Origin of the sequence: Croceicoccus naphthovorans, from assembly GCF_001028705.1 — a bacterium.
Taxonomy (GTDB): Bacteria; Pseudomonadota; Alphaproteobacteria; order Sphingomonadales; family Sphingomonadaceae; genus Croceicoccus; species Croceicoccus naphthovorans.
Window position 1 is genome coordinate 2,422,618 of record NZ_CP011770.1, and the last position, 15,980, is coordinate 2,438,597.

The window sequence follows — 15,980 nt, forward strand, 5'->3', positions numbered from 1 at the left end:
CAGACATCTTAGTGGATGGGGGCACCCGCGCTGCCCCAGATGTAGATCGAGACGAAGAGGAACAACCACACGACGTCGACGAAATGCCAGTACCAGGCCGAAGCCTCGAAACCGAAGTGCTGCTTCGGCGTGAAGTCGCCCTTGTAGGTGCGGATCAGGCACACGATCAGCATGATCGTACCGACGATGACGTGGAAACCGTGGAAGCCGGTCGCCATGTAGAATGCCGAGCCATAGGTGTTCTCACCAAAGGGGAACGGCGCGTGGATATATTCGTAAGCCTGGATCGAGCTGAACAGCAGGCCCAGCAGGATCGTCGCCCAAAGGCCCTTCTTCAGGCCGTCGCGATCCCCGTGGATCAGCGAGTGGTGCGCCCACGTAACCGTTGTGCCCGAGCAGAGCAGGATCAGCGTGTTGAGCAGCGGCAGGTCCCACGGATCCATGACCGCTTCGATCGCCTTGGGCGGGAACTGCCCGCCGACAACTTCGGAAATGGCCGAAGGGAACAGCGAGAAATCGAAGAAAGCCCAAAACCAGCCGACAAAGAACATCACTTCCGAAGCGATGAACAGGATCATGCCGTACCGCTGGTGCAGCTGCACCACCGGGGTGTGATCGCCCGCACGCGCTTCCTTGATGATGTTCGAGAACCAGCTGAACATCGAGATCAGCACGCCAAGCAGACCCGCGATCAACAGGTATGTGCCGAACGGATAGTCGTGCATGTACAGCGCAAGACCAGAGGTCATCACCAGCGCCGAAAGCGACGTGATGAACGGCCAGGGATCGGTCGGCAGAATGTGATAATCGTGGTTCTTCGCACCGGCCATCGGTCTTGGTCCCCTGAAAGTCAGCCTTGTTGCAACGGGGTCTGGACGCCCCGCGCGAGGATTAATCTGCCGGGGCCTTTAACCCCGCCTGCGCGACCGGTCCAGAGCCTTTGCGCGGGTATTTCGACCTATGACCCATTCAAACGGGGCATTGGCCGGTCAATCAGCCCTTCTTGCTTTCGTAGAAGGTGTAGCTCAGCGTGATCTGGTCCACTGTTTCGGTGTCCGGATCATCGATGAACGCCGGATCGACATAGAAAAGCACCGGCATCCGCACTTCCTGTCCGGGTTGCAGGGTCTGTTCGGTGAAGCAGAAGCACTGGATCTTGCTGAAATATTGCCCCGCCTGCGTCGGCGTCACGTTGAAGGTGGCTGTGCCCGTTATCGGACGATCCGAATTGTTCTTGGCAAGGAAGATCGCCATGTCCCGCGCGCCGATTGTTACGGTTTCCGTCGGCTTTTCGGGCCGGAAATCCCACGATAGACCGGGCGCGGTGTTGGCATCGAAACGGATCGAGATCTGACGGTCGGTAGCGGCGACGGTGGCCGCCTGCGCCTCTCCTACCCGCTGCGTCGTGCCGCCAAGGCCTGTTACCTGACAAAAGATGCGATAGAGCGGGACCGATGCAAACCCGAGCGCCAACATCGCCAGCGCCATGCCGAGCATCGTCAAAGCAACGCGGGTGTTTTTGTTTTCGGGTAGCGAAATCGCGCTCATTGTCCGGCCTCCGCCTTTTCTTTCTCAAACGCCGCACGATCCTCTGCATCGGGAAAACGCACGATCGTCAGCGCGAAAAACAGCACAACCAGGCCGACTAGCACAAAGCCAAGCGCCTTGTTGCGGCTCTTTTGCCGGGCCTTGAACTGCGTCTCTTCCTCGGGCGTCATGCGATCCATCCCATTTGCGCGGCCAGCCTGTCGGCGACGAGCGCGCCGAACAGGACGAATAGATAGAGTATCGAGAATGCGAAGAGGCGCCGTTCAGGCTTCATCGCGTCATCCTCTACACTGCGGCGCGTGCCCACCGGCACCGACAGCGCGATAAACGCCAGCGACAGTACCGTAGCCACGATAGCGTAAATCAAGCCAGCGCCGCCAAGGAACCATGGTGCCAGCGCGAATGGCGCAAGCAGAACGGCATAGGCAAGGATCTGGCGGCGGGTCGAAGCTTCACCCGCGACGACGGGCATCATCGGGATGCCGACCTTGGCGTAATCGGTCTTCACGAACAGCGCGAGCGCCCAGAAATGCGGCGGCGTCCACATGAAGATGATCGCGAACAGCACGATCGGCATCAGCGTCACGTCCTGCGTCACCGCGACCCAGCCGATCAGCGGTGGAAACGCCCCTGCCCCGCCCCCGACGACGATGTTCTGCGGCGTGCGGGGCTTTAGCCAGATGGTGTAGACGACTGCGTAGTATACGATTGAAACGGCCAGTAGGATCGCCGTCAGCCAACCGGCAGCGAGACCCATGACCATCACCGAACCGGCCGACAGTGCGATGCCGAAATCGCGCGCGTTGGTCTTGTCCATGCGGCCCGCGGGGATCGGGCGCTGCGCCGTGCGCTTCATCTGCGCGTCGATCTCTGCCTCGTACCACTGGTTCAGGGCCGCCGCGCCGCCCGCGCCGACCGCGATGCAAAGAATAACGATTGCGCCTATCACCGGATGAATATGCCCCGGCGCGGCCAGCAATCCGCAAAGGCCGGTAAACACCACGAGCGTCATCACCCGCGGCTTCGTCAACGCAAGGAAGTCGCGCCAGTCGCTGGGGACAATCACGGAATGGTCGGCGGTGATCATCATCGTCCTATGAACCGTTGGGCCCGGTTACTCAATTGCGGCACCGTTCAAACAGAACGCCCCGGGATTATATCCCGGGGCGCCTGTGGTGATCACGGTGTCCCGGTTCCCTTAGTGGGCTCCGGCCTTGTCGTCGATGACCGGCAGGGTCTCGAACTGATGGAACGGCGGCGGGCTGGACAGCGTCCATTCCAGCGTCGTCGCACCTTCGCCCCAGTAGTTGCCTTCCGCCTTCTTGCCCGCGATCAGCGAGTAGAAAACGTTGATGAAGAAAATGACCATGGACACGGCCATAATCTCGTACCCCTTCGTCGCGACCCAGTTCCACAGCTCAAACGCCGGGGTGTAGTCGGGATAGCGACGCGGCATACCCTGCATACCCAGGAAGTGCATCGGGAAGAACAGGGTATTCACGCCCACGAAGAAGACGATGAATTGCAGCTTCGAAAGGAACTCGGAGTGCATCTTGCCGAACATCTTCGGGAACCAGTACCACCAGCCAGCGAAGAGAGCGGTAACCGCACCCAGTGACAGCACGTAGTGGAAGTGCGCGACGACGTAGTACGTGTCATGCAGGTTATCGTCGATGCCGCCGTTCGCCAGGACGACGCCGGTGACGCCGCCCACGGTGAACAGGAAGATGAAGCCGAGGGCCCACCACATGGGCGACTTGAACTCAAGGCTGCCGCCCCACATCGTCGCGATCCACGAGAAAATCTTGATGCCGGTGGGCACCGCGATGACCATCGTGGCGGCGGTGAAGTACATCTTCTCGTTAACCGAGAGGCCGACGGTATACATGTGGTGCGCCCACACGATGAAGCCGACCACACCGATCGCGACCATGGCATATGCCATGCCGAGGTAGCCGAAGACCGGCTTGCGGCTGAAGGTCGAGACGATCTGCGAGATGATGCCGAAGCCGGGCAGGATCATGATGTACACTTCGGGATGACCGAAGAACCAGAACAGGTGCTGGTACAGGATCGGATCGCCACCACCGGCCGGATCGAAGAACGTCGTGCCGAAGTTACGATCGGTCAGCAGCATGGTGATCGCCGCGGCCAGAACCGGAAGCGCCAGCAGAAGCAGGAACGCGGTAACCAGCACCGACCACACGAACAACGGCATCTTGTGCAGGGTCATGCCCGGCGCGCGCATGTTGAAGATGGTGGTGATGAAGTTGATCGCACCCATGATCGACGCGGCGCCGGCAAGGTGCAGCGAGAAGATCGCGAAATCGACCGCCGGTCCGGGCGAACCATAGGTCGAAAGCGGGGCATAGACCGTCCAGCCCGTACCCGCGCCGTTACCCGTGCCGCCCGGCACGAATGCCGAGAACATCAGCGACAGAAACGCGAAGAACGTCAGCCAGAATGAGATGTTGTTCATGCGCGGGAACGCCATGTCCGGCGCGCCGATCATGATGGGCACGAACCAGTTGCCGAAACCGCCGATCATCGCGGGCATGACCATGAAGAAGACCATGATCAGGCCGTGCGCCGAGATCAGAACGTTCCACAGGTGCAGTGTTTCGTCGAAATTCGCCGCGTCGCCGCCGAGGAAATTCGTCCACCAGCCGAGGTACTGGATACCCGGCTCTGCCAGTTCCATGCGCATGATGCCGGAAATGCCGCCACCGATGATCCCGGCCATGACGGCGAAGATCAGATAGAGCGTGCCGATATCCTTGTGGTTCGTCGACATGAACCACCGCTGGAAGAACGGCGGCGCACCGTGATCGTCATGCGCGTGGGCATGATCGTCGTGCGCGGGAAGGGTTTCGGGGGTTGCTGTCGTAGCCATCGTCTTGCCCTATGCGAAAATCTGATCAGGCCGTCACGGAGTCGGCGGCGGGCTCTTCGCCCTCGGTGCTGACTCCGGCTTCTTCGGCGGCATCAGCTTCGTTGTCGTTGGCCGCTTCCGGCACTTCTGCGGCACCGGCCAGTTCGCCACCTTGTTCAAGAACCCATGCCTCGAACTGTTCCTTGGGCAGCGCTTCGACCGCGATCGGCATATAGCCGTGGCGCACGCCGCACAGTTCCGAACACTGGCCGTAGTAAACGCCCGGTTCCTTGATGAACATCGTCTTTTCGTTCAACCGGCCCGGCACCGCGTCCAGCTTGAACCACAGCGAGGGGACCGAGAACGAGTGGATGACGTCCATGCCCATCGTCTGGATGCGGATCGGCACGCCAACGGGCACGACCATGCGATTGTCGACGGCCAGTTGCGAAGGCTCGCCACGGGCGATCGCCTCTTCCTCGTCCAGCATGTTCGAGATCACTTCGAACCCGCCGTTGTCGGGATATTCGTAACCCCAGTACCACTGGTATCCATTGACCTTTACGGTCACCGCGTCTTCGGGCGGGCTTTCGTACTGCTTGGCCAGCAGGTCGATCGACGGAACTGCGATGCCCAACAGGATCAGCACGGGAACGCCGGTCCAGATCACTTCGATCAAGGTGTTATGGCTGGTCTTCGACGCCGTCGGGTTCTTGCCCCGGCGGTACCGCACCATCACCCACAGCAGCAAGAGCAGCACGAACAGCGAAATCACGGTGATGAGCGGCATCAGCAGCGCATCGTGCATCCACAGGCCGTAATCGCCGATCGGGGAATACTGGTCCTGGAACCAGATCGCGCCGTCGGTCGGCATGCCCTTGCCCGGAGTCGGGGCCATCGGAACATAACCGCCGGTCGCGGCTGCGGTCGCCGTGGCAACCGGCTCCGCAGCGGCTTCGGTCCCGGTTGGGGCCGGAGCGTCGGTAGCGGTCACGGCCGCCAGTGCGATTTGCGGCAGGGCCGCCAATGCAAGGCCGCCTGCGGCCAAGGTCTCAACTGCGCGGCGCAATCCCATCACCAGTCCGATGCCTTCCTGAATAATCTTCAACTTCAATCGGCGGTCCAAGTGTGGATTTCCTGCGCGAAACCGGCCCAAGGGCGATTGCGCGCACCCCCTCAAGGTCCGCTTGCGAGGGGGCCTATACGCGCGCTTGCGGCCTGTCTCAAGCACCTCTAGGGGATATTTTTGCACCGCGGCGGAATGAACGCCATCGCAGCGAAACCGAAGGGCCCTTCGCGGCCCATCGCTCAAGAAAGTCAATTGGCCCAATGACCGACGAAGACGTCCTATCCGAATTCCGCGCCGCCGGCGCCTTGCTCGAGGGGCATTTCCTGCTCTCGTCGGGCCGCCACAGCGCCCATTACCTACAATGCGCGCGCGTATTGATGAGCCCCGACCGCGCCGGTCGGCTGGCCGTGGCTCTGGCCGCGAAACTGCCGCGCGACTTGCGCGCTAAGATCGATAAAGTGGTGTCGCCTGCGATGGGCGGGCTGATCATCGGGCATGAAATGGGCCGTGCATTGAACGTCGATGCGATCTTCGTCGAACGCCCCACCGGCACGTTCGAATTGCGCCGCGGCTTCTCTATAGAGCCGGGCGAAAAGGTATTGATGGTAGAGGACGTGGTCACCACTGGCCTGTCCAGCCGCGAAGCGATCAAGGCTGTAGAGGCAGAGGGCGGCAAGGTCATCGCGCTGGCCTGTCTGGTCGACCGCACCGGTGGAGAGCTGGAGCTGGACGTACCTTTTCACCCGCTCGTGTCCCTGACGTTCCCGACTTATGCAGGTGACGAACTGCCCCCCGAACTGGCCGCGACTCCGGCGGTGAAGCCGGGCAGCCGCAAGGCCTGAGCGCCATGACGGAACGTCTCCGGCCCGATAGATTGCGTTTGGGCGTAAACATCGACCACGTCGCCACGATCCGCAACGCCCGCGGCGGCGACCATCCAGATCCCGTGCGCGCGGCGGAAATCGTCGCGGCAGTCGGTGGTGATGGCATCACCGCGCACTTGCGTGAGGATAGGCGCCACATTCGCGACGGCGACCTCGCCCGCATTCAGTCCGCTACCGGCCTGCCGCTCAATCTGGAAATGGCGGCCACCGACGAAATGCTGGAAATCGCGCTGCGCCATGCCCCGCATGCCGCCTGCATCGTCCCGGAAAAACGCGAGGAGCGCACGACCGAGGGCGGGCTGGACGCGGCGGGCCAGCATAATCGGCTTGCCCCGATCTGTTCGCGGCTGGCCGATGCAGGGATTCGCGTGTCCTTGTTTATCGAGGCCGAGGAACGCCAGATCGAGGCCGCGATGAAGTTGGGCGCGCCGGTCGTAGAGTTTCACACCGGCGAATATGCCCATGCCCAGATCGACGGCGATTCGGAAAAGATGGCGCGCGAACTGCGCCGCATCTCCGACATGGCCGCGCTGGCTGCAAAAAACGGGATCGAGCCGCACGCCGGGCACGGCCTGACCTATGAGAATGTCCAGCCAATCGCGGCGATCCCGCAACTGGCGGAACTGAACATCGGGCACTACCTGATCGGCGAAGCAATATTCGTCGGGCTCGAGAATGCGGTGCGCCGGATGCGGAGCCTGATGGACGAGAGTAGGTGAGATCAAACTCGCTTCTAAAAGCACAATGGCGTGCAACGCGGAACTTTGCGATCTTTGTAACCGTTATGATGCCGCTATTCGCGTTGAGTTATTGCGAATCCGGCGATGGCTCCCGTTCAACCTGGTCTTTTTTCGGTTTTGTCATTGCGTGTATACTATTTGCGTGTTTCGCATTTCTAATCGCTGGAATGTTACGGCGGTGGTTCAATTTTTTACTCGGACATCGTGAATGTCTGTGGTGGTGGCAAAAATGATCATCGGCATGGGCTCCGACCTCTGCAATATAGAACGTATCCAGAACTCGTTGGATCGCTTTGGCGAGCGGTTTGAGCTGCGCGTTTTTACCGACATCGAACGCCGCAAGGCGCAGCGCCGACCGTTCACCATCGCGGGCACCTATGCCAAGCGTTTCGCGGCGAAAGAGGCATTTTCCAAGGCCGTCGGCACAGGGTTCAAACGCGGCGTGTTCATGAAAGACATCGGAGTCGTGAACGCCCCCTCGGGCGCGCCGACGCTGGCGCTTACCGGCGGGGCAGCTTTGCGGCTGGCAGAGCTGACACCGGATGGGCACGAAGTGCACGTCCACCTGACGCTGACAGACGATCATCCGTGGGCTCAGGCCTTTGTCGTGCTTGAGGCGAGACCGACGATCATGGTGCGCACCTGATGCCGCTGTTTCGTAAGCGGGAAACCGTGCCGCCCGCCCCGCAAAGCCTGACGCAGGACCGCGAAGAACGCACTTCTTGGTTGCAGGAACTGTTCGGCCTGATGGTCATGCTGGCGGCGGTGATCGGGTTTCACAGCCTTGTCGCCAAGCCGTTCTACATCCCCTCGATCTCGATGATGCCCACGCTGCTGGTCGGCGACCGGCTGATCGTCAGCAAGTATCCCTATGGCTGGTCGTGGGTTTCGGCCAGTTTCCACGTCCTGCCGCGCGCGGACTGGCGCGTGTTGCCGGGCACGCCCGAATATGGCGACGTCGTTATCGTCGTGCCGCCCTATGCCAAGGACGACTGGATCAAGCGCGTCGTCGCCCTGCCCGGCGACCGTATCGAGGTGCGCGACGGGCGCATCATCCTGAACGGCGAGATGGTGCCGCAAGAAGTAGAGCCGCCGCTCGACCTGCCGGTAGACGCCAATGCGCCATGCGACGATTACACCTTCCCGTTCCTGCGTCGGCGCTTACCTTCGGGCCAGCAGGTCTGCGAACTGCCGATGCGGCGCGAAACGCTGCCCAACGGTGCCAGCTATCTGATTCTCGATCATTTGGAACGCCAACCGCTCGATGATTTTCCCGAAATCGTCGTGCCCGAAGATCACGTGTTCCTGATGGGCGACAACCGCGATCACAGCGCAGACAGCCGTGAAATGACACCGGGCAAAGGTCTGAACGGCCCCGTTCCGCTGGCCAATGTCGGCGGTCGGGCCGAGTTCATCACCTTCTCGCTCGACGGGTCAGAGGGATGGAACCCGCTATCGTGGTGGGGTGCCTTGCGCGAAGGGCGCGCGTGGCGCAGTCTGCGTCCGGTAATCCGCGAACCTGCGGCTGAGGGGGAGCAATGAAGCTTATGCAGGAAGCGGGTCGCTGATGGACGTTCCCGATCCCCATCCGCAATCGAACAGCCCGACCACGATCTCTGATCCGCAACTGCGGTTCGAGGCGCGGCGCGCGCTGGTCTGGACATTGGTCGTCGTGCTGGTCGGCGTAGCGATCTACATGGCGCAGGCGCTTTTGGTCGTGTTCGGCGCGCTGGTCTTCGCCGCGATCATCGACGGCGGCGCGCGACTGTTGGGCCGGGTCCTGCCGATAGGGCGCGGCCTGCGGATCGGAATCGTCCTATTACTGGGCCTCGCATTCCTAGCATGGCTGGGCCTGTTCGCAGGAACGCAGATCGCAGAGCAGGCGGCGGAATTCCCCGCCATCGTCGAGACGCAGGCGGTGCGGTTGATCGACTGGCTCAACGACCAGGGATTTGCGATCAACTCCGACAACCTGACCAATATCGTGCAGCAGACGGCAGGCGGCATCGGCCAGCTGACCCGCGCGGTCGGCGGGATCATCGGTGGGTTCACGACCCTTTTGCTCATCGCGATCATCGGCATCTACATCGCGTTGGAGCCGCGCCTTTACGAACGCGGTTTCGCATGGATGCTCCCGAACGAGAGCCGGGACAGCTTCCTCGAAATGGCCGACAAAATGGCCTATTCGCTGCGCCGCCTGATGTTCGGGCGAATCGTCGGCATGGTTTTCGAAGGCATCCTGACCTGGGCTGCGCTGGCGCTCTATGGCGTGCCGATGGCGGCATTGCTGGGCATCCTGACCGGGTTGCTGGCCTTCATCCCCAATATCGGCGCGGTGATTTCGGGGCTGCTGATGGTGCTGGTCGGCTTTTCCGGCGGGACCGACATGGCGCTGTACTGTGTAGGCGTCTATTTCGTCGTGCAGACGTTCGACGGCTATGTCGTCATCCCCCTGATTGCGCGCAAGACGGTGGATCTTGCCCCCGCATTGGTGCTGGCCATGCAGCTGATCCTCGGACTGTTGTTCGGCATCCTCGGCCTTGCGCTGGCCGATCCGCTGGTGGCGATGGCGAAAGTTATGCTTGAACACCGTAGCGAGCATTCCGGGCGCGGCACGCACGACACATTCCCCGATCCGGAGCCTGCCCGATAATGGTCCGCAAGTTTCTCTATTTCATCGCATTCTGCATCGTACTCGTCATCGCCGCCGGATTCGTACTGACCATCTGGTCGAAGGAGCTGACCGAGCTCGCCTTCACGCCAGAGGGCGATTACGTCGCGCAGGATCCGCTGGAGGGCAATGCTTACGAAGACCCGGCGATGTGGATCAGCCGCCCCGGCACGGCGTCGAGCAATCCGGCCCGCTGGCGGCCCGAAACCCTGCCCGACGACGAAGTGCCGTCGCAGGCGGCAGTCTTCTTCATCCACCCGACCAGCTATCTGGAGCGGGACAACTGGAACGCGCCGCTGGACGACGCGAAGTCGCGGTCGGGGGCGGAACTCTATGTTCGCGGGCTGGCCAGTGCCTTCAACCGCGCGCCGGAAATCTGGGCACCGCGCTATCGGCAGGCGGCAGTGGGGGCGTTCCTTGTCGGCGGAGAGAACACGACCAATGCGCTGAACCTCGCCTATGGCGATATCGCGCAAGCGTTCGACTATTTCGTTGCTAGCATCGGCCCCGATACGCCCATTGTGCTGGCCGGGCATAGCCAAGGGGCGCTGCTGCTGAAGCGGGTGCTCGCCGAAAAGGTCGCAGGCACGCCGTTGGCCGACCGAGTCGTGGCGGCTTACGTCGCCGGCTGGCCCGTATCGATGGAGCGCGACTTGCCCGCCATGGGTCTGCCTGCCTGCGCGACGGACAGCCAGCCCGGCTGCGTACTCAGCTGGCAAAGCTATGCCGAGCCTGCCGACGCGGAGGCGCTGTTCGATGCCTATCAGCGTGGGCCGACGCTGGATGGAAAGCCTCTGGCGAAAGAAGACACGCTCTGCGTCAATCCGCTGACCGGCAGCGTCGACGGCGACGCTCCGGCCAGCGCGAACCTCGGCACGTTGGTGCCGAACGCCGACTTTACCGATGGCGAACTGGTGGCAGGCGCGGTCCCGGCCCGGTGCGGGCCGGACAAGCTGTTGCTGATCGGCGATCCGCCCGAAATGGGCAACGCAGTGCTGCCGGGCAACAATTACCACGTTTACGACATTCCGCTGTTCTGGATGAACCTGCGCAAGGATTTCGAGCGGCGCGAGATCGCCTGGCTGGAAGCGCACGGGCGGAGCGATCAGGTGATCAACCCCACCCCGCCGATTACGCCGCAGCCGCGGCCGATCATGCCCGCGCCTTCACCCGCAGCGCAATGATCACCGAGTCCGCGCGCGATCTGGCCGCTGCGCTGCCACATGGCGGCGTATTGTTGGGACTGGACCCGGGAACGAAGACGGTTGGCGTGGCGACATGTGACGCTGGCTGGCGATTCGCGACGGCAGGCAAGACCCTGCCGCGCGGCAAGTTCGAGGCGCTACGGGCCGCGCTCGATACGATCCGCACAGAGCGCAAGGTCGCTGCAATCGTCATCGGGCTGCCGCGCAACATGGACGGCAGTGAAGGTCCGCGCGCGCAAGCGACTCGCGCGCTGGCCCGCAATCTGGAGCAGGCTTTCGACCTGCCGATCCTGTTATGGGATGAACGTCTGTCGACCGTGGGCGCAGAACGCGCGATGATCGAACAGGACATGAGCCGCGCCAAGCGAGCCGAACGCATCGACAGCCATGCGGCGGCAGTAATCCTGCAAGCCGCGCTCGACGCGCTGGTTCAGGACGGGCTCGATTAAGGCCGATACGGCCCGCCCCGCCGACTGACGGAGGGGCCGGTAACGGGTTCAGGCCTTGGCGGCAGCCTTCACGGCATCGGCTTCGGCGATGGTCTTGGTGGCCAGCGCGGCGCCGACGAAGCTGACGAAGGTGCCAAGGGCGGCAGCGGCGATCATCATGGTCGTAACTCCTGTAGGGACGTTCAAGTGCTAACAGGATATGTGAGAGGTCTTAACGACCAGTAAGCATAGCGATCAGGGCGCGGCGTGGATCACAACCACCAGCCCTTCGTCCGGCTCCTCACCGATGCCGCAACGAATTGCATCGGCTCGGGCGCGAACGAGGATCGCCTCGGGCACTTGCGGATCGTGAGCGACGACATCGGCGCTTCCCAGCAGGCGCGCATCGCGCAGCGTCAGGTCTTCGGGATCGTGCGAGCGCAAGTCGATCCGGTGCGTCCCGCTGGCAGTCTCGGCATCGTCCGTCGCGAGCCACCGACCCACCGCATCGTCATCATGTTCGGCCAACACATCCAGCGCACCGCCCGCATCCAGCGCGACATCCAGAACCCGGCGACGCTGTGCAGGCGACGCCCAGCGTGCCTTCATCGCCGCACGCGCCGTGCCCAATGCCCTCGCCAATGCCCCCAGCCTCTGCGGCAGGATCCGTTCGATCCGCAGGCGCAGAACTTTGGCCAGCCCCGCCGACGCCCCGCCCGTGCCCACCGCGATCAGCACGGGATCGCGATCGACGATCGACGGTACGGTAAAATCGCACAAAGCGGGCCGGTCGGTCACGTTGACCAGCAGCCCCTTGCAGCGTAGCCGGATCGCCGCCGCCTCGGCCTGTTTCTCGTCTTCCATCGCAACGAAGCCCAGCGCGGCATGATGCGCCTCCGGCTCTCCCACGCATTCGCCGCCCGCGCGAATAACGAGCCGCCGCTTCGCCTCCGCCGCCTCGCCCTCACCCAGCACCACGACCTTGCGGTCCCGGATGCGGAAGAAGAGCGGGAGCGAGTTCATGCTATTTCAGCCAGTCCGGCACCTGTTCGGCGGCAAGGATCGTCGCCGGTTCGATGCGGTTGGCGACCACGGCATAGCGGTCGCCGCTGACCAAGACTTCCGGCACCAGGGGGCGCGAGTTGTAGGTATTGGCCATCGTCGCGCCATAGGCCCCGGCAGTTCGAAAAGCGACCAGATCGCCGGTCTCGACCGCGTCCATCTCGCGGTTCTTGGCAAAGGTATCGCTGCTCTCGCAGATCGGGCCGACGACGTTGGCAGTCAGCCGCTCGCCCTTCGGCTCCACCGCGACGACATCGTGCCACGCGTCGTACATCGCCGGGCGGGCAAGGTCGTTCATCGCGGCGTCGACGACGATGAAAGGGTGGTTCGCCCCGCGCTTTACCCGGATTACCTGGCTGACCAATACGCCCGAATTGCCCGAAATCACGCGGCCCGGTTCGAACATGACGGTAACGTCCCAGTCCGCCGTAACTTCCGCGACAAGCGCGCCGTATTCCGCCGGTGTCGGCAGTGTTTCGCCCGCGCGATAGGGCACGCCCAACCCGCCACCGAGATCGACGTGGGTGATCGTGTGGCCATCCGCGCGCAGTTCCGCGACCAGCGCGCCAATCTTCCCGAACGCGGCGCGGCTGGGATCGAGGTTGGTGATCTGGCTGCCGATATGCACCGCCAGCCCGCGCAGGTTCATGCCCGGTAGAGCCGCCAGCCGGGCGAAAATTTCCTTGGCCGCAAAGATCGGCACGCCGAACTTGTTGTCGGCCTTGCCGGTGCTGATCTTGTCATGCGTCCCGGCATCGACATCGGGGTTCACACGCAGCGCCCCCGTCGCGGTCAGACCCTTTTCATGCGCGATGCGGGCTAGCTCGATTCCCTCTTCCTCGCTTTCGAGGTTGAACTGCCCGATGCCGGCCTCGACCGCTTCGTCCAGTTCGGCATCGGTCTTGCCCACGCCAGAGAACACGATGTCCGCTGCCGGCATCCCAGCCGCCAGCGCCCGGCGCGCTTCGCCGATGGAGACGACGTCGGCGCCGAAACCTTCGTCCTTCAACACGCGCAGCACGGCGAGGTTCGGGTTCGACTTAACCGCGAAAGCGAAATGCGTACGCGGAACGCCGCTCAACGCCTCGCGGAACACACGCGCATGGCGGCGCAGGGTCGCTTCGGAATAGACATAGACCGGCGTGCCCACCGTCTCGGCGATGGTCGGCAGGGCAACGTCCTCGGCAAAAAGCACGCCATCACGGTACTGGAAATGGTCCACCTGGGGTCAGCCCTCCGGCGGCAGGTCGAAGGGGTCCTGCTTGCGCTCTTCCGAACGGGTGCGCAGTTCCCGGTTGCGTTCGGGCGCAGCCTGCGTTGGGCGGTCCAGCAGGTCGTCGGCGTCGGGCTGTTCCGGCGCGCCATAGGGCTGCGGCGGTAGAGAGGCACCCGGTGTCGGCTCAAGATCGGTCTGCTTCGCGCAGGCCCCCAGCGTCAGCGCCAGCACCGCCCCGCCTAAAACGATCCGCTTCATGCGCCCTGCTCCATTCCTAGAACTGCCTTCGCCTCGGCCACGCGCTTTGCCACTTCGGACGGCGCGGTGCCGCCATGGCTGCAACGCGCAGCGACCGATGCTTCTACCGACAGCGCATCATAAACCCGATCGTCGATCCGCGTGTCGATCGCCTTCAGCTCGTCCATCGACAACTGGTCCAATGCCACGCCCTTGCTTTCGGCAAGCTTGACCGCCGCGCCGGTGATGTGGTGCGCCTCGCGAAACGGAATGTCCGCCTGGCGCACCAGCCAGTCGGCAAGGTCGGTCGCGGTGGCATAGCCAAGCTCCGCGGCCTGCCGCATCCGGTCTGTCCTGAACGTCGCGTCGGCGACCATGCCGGTCATCGCCGCGATGGAGAGCGCCAGCAGAGAAGCCGCCTCGAACACGGGCGGTTTATCATCCTGCATGTCCTTCGAATAGGCGAGCGGCAGGCCCTTCATCGTGACCATCAGGCTGGTCAGGCAACCAACGATCCGCCCCGCATGACCGCGCACCAGTTCGGCGGCGTCGGGGTTCTTTTTCTGCGGCATGATGCTGCTGCCGGTCGAAAGCGTATCGGGCATCCGCACGAAGCCGAAGGGCTGGCTGGCCCAGATGATCATCTCTTCCGCCAGCCGCGACAGGTGCAGCGAACACTGCGCCGCGGCCTGCAGGTAATCGAGCGCGAAGTCGCGGTCCGATACGGCGTCTAGGCTATTGTCGGTCGGCTTGTCGAAACCCAGCGCGCCCGCCGTGCTTCCCCGGTCCAGCGGAAAGCCTGTCCCCGCCAGCGCCGCGCTGCCCAGCGGGCATTCGTTCATGCGCGCCCGCGCATCGGCAAAGCGCGAGCGGTCGCGGCGGAACATCTCGTAATAGGCCATCAGGTGATGGCCCAGCGTCACCGGCTGCGCGGTTTGCAGGTGCGTAAAACCGGGCATGATCGAATCGGCATTTTCACCCGCCCGCGTCACCAGCGCCTTTTGCAGCGCGAGCAGACCGGCCTCGGCCTGATCCATCGCATCGCGGACCCAGAGGCGGAAATCGGTCGCCACCTGATCGTTGCGGCTGCGCGCGGTGTGAAGTCGTCCGGCGGCGGCCCCGATCAGCTGAGTCAGCCGATCCTCAGTCACCATGTGGATGTCTTCAAGGTCCCAATCCTCGGGCACGCCGTTCGCCTCGTACTCGCCCGCGATGGTGTCCAGACCATCCGAAATTAGCGCCGCGTCGTCTGCCGAAACGATGCCCTGCGCACCCAGCATCGCGACGTGCGCCTTGCTGGCGGCGATGTCCTGACGCCACATCGCCTTGTCGAAGGGAATCGAGGCGTTTATCTCGCGCATGATCGCGGACGGCCCTTGGGCAAAACGTCCGCCCCACATCTGGTTGGCTGCCACGGCGGCCTTGTTATCGGAGGCAGTCTTGCCCGTCATTCTTTCGCGTCCGTCCAAAATTTCCCTCGCCGCCGTTGCTCTCCTTGCCGGATCGCTGGCGATTTCCGCGTGCGATAGGCAAAGCGCGGCTCCGGAGCAACCGGAAGCGGAAGCGAGCGACGCCGAAGCAAAGGAAAGCGGCTTTAACGGCACGCTCGACATTTCGCAGCGCGGGGCGGAGATGCCCGATGTAGAGATTGTCCTGCCCGACGGCACGACCAAGAAGCTGGCCGATTTCAAAGGCAAGGCGGTACTGGTGAACCTGTGGGCGACATGGTGCGGCCCCTGCGTGCTGGAAATGCCGATGCTGGACGAACTGGCGGGGCGTTATCCCGACAAGCTGGAAGTGCTGACCGTGTCGCAGGATCTGGACGGAGCCGAAGTCGTCGCCCCGTGGTTCAAGGAAAAGGGTTTCACCAATCTGGAGCCGTGGCTGGATCCGCAGAACGAGCTGGGCTTCGACTATGCGACGCAGGTCCTGCCGACGACGGTGCTGTATGATGCGCAAGGCAAGGAAGTCTGGCGCATGATCGGCGGGCACGACTGGTCCGGCGCGCGGACAGAGGCGATGCTGGCGGATACTCTGGCGGAGTAACG

General features: G+C 63.1%; 18 protein-coding genes. 8 read left to right on the forward strand and 10 right to left on the reverse strand.

Features of this window, described 5'->3' with window-relative positions; genetic code table 11:
• Window positions 1-8 precede the first annotated feature (8 nt).
• The 6 genes from AB433_RS12195 to coxB all read right to left on the reverse strand — a co-directional run bounded on the left by AB433_RS12195 (window position 9) and on the right by coxB (window position 5,495).
• Complete coding sequence (locus AB433_RS12195) at window positions 9-830, reverse strand: cytochrome c oxidase subunit 3 (protein WP_047821292.1); 822 nt, start codon at window positions 828-830, stop codon at window positions 9-11.
• A 163-nt stretch (window positions 831-993) separates the two neighbouring features.
• Window positions 994-1,548, reverse strand: a complete 555-nt coding sequence (locus AB433_RS12200; RefSeq protein WP_047821295.1) for a cytochrome c oxidase assembly protein — start codon at window positions 1,546-1,548, stop codon at window positions 994-996.
• Window positions 1,545-1,727: a hypothetical protein gene (locus AB433_RS12205; protein ID WP_047821297.1), complete on the reverse strand. Its 183-nt coding sequence runs from the start codon at window positions 1,725-1,727 to the stop codon at window positions 1,545-1,547. The genes AB433_RS12200 and AB433_RS12205 overlap by 4 nt, the downstream gene beginning before the upstream one ends.
• Complete coding sequence (locus AB433_RS12210) at window positions 1,715-2,638, reverse strand: heme o synthase (protein WP_156170806.1); 924 nt, start codon at window positions 2,636-2,638, stop codon at window positions 1,715-1,717. The genes AB433_RS12205 and AB433_RS12210 overlap by 13 nt, the downstream gene beginning before the upstream one ends.
• A 108-nt stretch (window positions 2,639-2,746) precedes the next feature.
• Entirely contained in the window at window positions 2,747-4,441 is a 1,695-nt protein-coding gene (gene ctaD, locus AB433_RS12215) for a cytochrome c oxidase subunit I (RefSeq protein WP_047821299.1), read from the reverse strand.
• A 25-nt stretch (window positions 4,442-4,466) separates the two neighbouring features.
• Entirely contained in the window at window positions 4,467-5,495 is a 1,029-nt protein-coding gene (gene coxB / locus AB433_RS12220) for a cytochrome c oxidase subunit II (RefSeq protein ID WP_047824003.1), read from the reverse strand.
• A 254-nt stretch (window positions 5,496-5,749) separates the two neighbouring features.
• Here coxB and pyrE point away from each other — a divergent pair, with 254 nt between their 5' ends.
• The 7 genes from pyrE (at window position 5,750) to ruvX (ending at window position 11,438) form a co-directional block, all read left to right on the forward strand.
• Window positions 5,750-6,331, forward strand: coding sequence for an orotate phosphoribosyltransferase (gene pyrE / locus AB433_RS12225; RefSeq protein ID WP_047821302.1), 582 nt, complete (start codon window positions 5,750-5,752; stop codon window positions 6,329-6,331).
• 5 nt (window positions 6,332-6,336) lie between these two features.
• Window positions 6,337-7,092: a pyridoxine 5'-phosphate synthase gene (locus tag AB433_RS12230; protein WP_047821304.1), complete on the forward strand. Its 756-nt coding sequence runs from the start codon at window positions 6,337-6,339 to the stop codon at window positions 7,090-7,092.
• Between the two features lie 250 nt (window positions 7,093-7,342).
• Entirely contained in the window at window positions 7,343-7,759 is a 417-nt protein-coding gene (acpS, locus tag AB433_RS12235) for a holo-ACP synthase (protein ID WP_047824005.1), read from the forward strand.
• Entirely contained in the window at window positions 7,759-8,655 is an 897-nt protein-coding gene (gene lepB / locus AB433_RS12240; protein ID WP_082134915.1) for a signal peptidase I, read from the forward strand. Before acpS ends, lepB begins: the two co-directional genes overlap by 1 nt.
• Window positions 8,656-8,680: 25 nt before the next feature.
• Window positions 8,681-9,766, forward strand: a complete 1,086-nt coding sequence (locus tag AB433_RS12245) for an AI-2E family transporter (protein WP_053059141.1) — start codon at window positions 8,681-8,683, stop codon at window positions 9,764-9,766.
• Window positions 9,766-10,968, forward strand: coding sequence for a DUF3089 domain-containing protein (locus AB433_RS12250; RefSeq protein ID WP_082134916.1), 1,203 nt, complete (start codon window positions 9,766-9,768; stop codon window positions 10,966-10,968). Before AB433_RS12245 ends, AB433_RS12250 begins: the two co-directional genes overlap by 1 nt.
• Complete coding sequence (ruvX, locus tag AB433_RS12255) at window positions 10,965-11,438, forward strand: Holliday junction resolvase RuvX (RefSeq protein WP_047821308.1); 474 nt, start codon at window positions 10,965-10,967, stop codon at window positions 11,436-11,438. The genes AB433_RS12250 and ruvX overlap by 4 nt, the downstream gene beginning before the upstream one ends.
• Before the next feature lie 234 nt (window positions 11,439-11,672).
• On the opposite strand, the gene AB433_RS12260 is transcribed toward ruvX, so the two are convergent.
• From AB433_RS12260 to argH, 4 genes are read right to left on the reverse strand one after another with little or no spacing between them, the layout of a single operon-like run.
• Window positions 11,673-12,440, reverse strand: coding sequence for a precorrin-2 dehydrogenase/sirohydrochlorin ferrochelatase family protein (locus AB433_RS12260; protein WP_047821310.1), 768 nt, complete (start codon window positions 12,438-12,440; stop codon window positions 11,673-11,675).
• 1 nt (window position 12,441) lies between these two features.
• Window positions 12,442-13,701, reverse strand: coding sequence for a diaminopimelate decarboxylase (gene lysA, locus AB433_RS12265; RefSeq protein WP_047821312.1), 1,260 nt, complete (start codon window positions 13,699-13,701; stop codon window positions 12,442-12,444).
• Between the two features lie 6 nt (window positions 13,702-13,707).
• Window positions 13,708-13,953, reverse strand: a complete 246-nt coding sequence (locus AB433_RS12270) for a hypothetical protein (RefSeq protein WP_047821314.1) — start codon at window positions 13,951-13,953, stop codon at window positions 13,708-13,710.
• Window positions 13,950-15,332: an argininosuccinate lyase gene (gene argH, locus AB433_RS12275; RefSeq protein ID WP_047824012.1), complete on the reverse strand. Its 1,383-nt coding sequence runs from the start codon at window positions 15,330-15,332 to the stop codon at window positions 13,950-13,952. The genes AB433_RS12270 and argH overlap by 4 nt, the downstream gene beginning before the upstream one ends.
• A 40-nt stretch (window positions 15,333-15,372) precedes the next feature.
• Between argH and AB433_RS12280 the strand changes: the two genes are divergently transcribed.
• A complete protein-coding gene (locus AB433_RS12280) occupies window positions 15,373-15,978 on the forward strand; it encodes a TlpA family protein disulfide reductase (protein ID WP_245626659.1) in 606 nt (201 codons plus the stop codon).
• The last annotated feature ends 2 nt before the right edge of the window (window positions 15,979-15,980 follow it).

Coding starts and splice junctions, on each gene's coding strand:
- AB433_RS12195 (WP_047821292.1), bottom strand. CDS start 830: ATGGCCGGTGCGAAGAACCACGATTATCACATTCTGCCGACCGATCCC.
- AB433_RS12200 (WP_047821295.1), bottom strand. CDS start 1,548: ATGAGCGCGATTTCGCTACCCGAAAACAAAAACACCCGCGTTGCTTTG.
- AB433_RS12205 (WP_047821297.1), bottom strand. CDS start 1,727: ATGGATCGCATGACGCCCGAGGAAGAGACGCAGTTCAAGGCCCGGCAA.
- AB433_RS12210 (WP_156170806.1), bottom strand. CDS start 2,638: ATGATGATCACCGCCGACCATTCCGTGATTGTCCCCAGCGACTGGCGC.
- ctaD (WP_047821299.1), bottom strand. CDS start 4,441: ATGGCTACGACAGCAACCCCCGAAACCCTTCCCGCGCACGACGATCAT.
- coxB (WP_047824003.1), bottom strand. CDS start 5,495: ATGGGATTGCGCCGCGCAGTTGAGACCTTGGCCGCAGGCGGCCTTGCA.
- pyrE (WP_047821302.1), top strand. CDS start 5,750: ATGACCGACGAAGACGTCCTATCCGAATTCCGCGCCGCCGGCGCCTTG.
- AB433_RS12230 (WP_047821304.1), top strand. CDS start 6,337: ATGACGGAACGTCTCCGGCCCGATAGATTGCGTTTGGGCGTAAACATC.
- acpS (WP_047824005.1), top strand. CDS start 7,343: ATGATCATCGGCATGGGCTCCGACCTCTGCAATATAGAACGTATCCAG.
- lepB (WP_082134915.1), top strand. CDS start 7,759: ATGCCGCTGTTTCGTAAGCGGGAAACCGTGCCGCCCGCCCCGCAAAGC.
- AB433_RS12245 (WP_053059141.1), top strand. CDS start 8,681: ATGGACGTTCCCGATCCCCATCCGCAATCGAACAGCCCGACCACGATC.
- AB433_RS12250 (WP_082134916.1), top strand. CDS start 9,766: ATGGTCCGCAAGTTTCTCTATTTCATCGCATTCTGCATCGTACTCGTC.
- ruvX (WP_047821308.1), top strand. CDS start 10,965: ATGATCACCGAGTCCGCGCGCGATCTGGCCGCTGCGCTGCCACATGGC.
- AB433_RS12260 (WP_047821310.1), bottom strand. CDS start 12,440: ATGAACTCGCTCCCGCTCTTCTTCCGCATCCGGGACCGCAAGGTCGTG.
- AB433_RS12270 (WP_047821314.1), bottom strand. CDS start 13,953: ATGAAGCGGATCGTTTTAGGCGGGGCGGTGCTGGCGCTGACGCTGGGG.
- argH (WP_047824012.1), bottom strand. CDS start 15,332: ATGTGGGGCGGACGTTTTGCCCAAGGGCCGTCCGCGATCATGCGCGAG.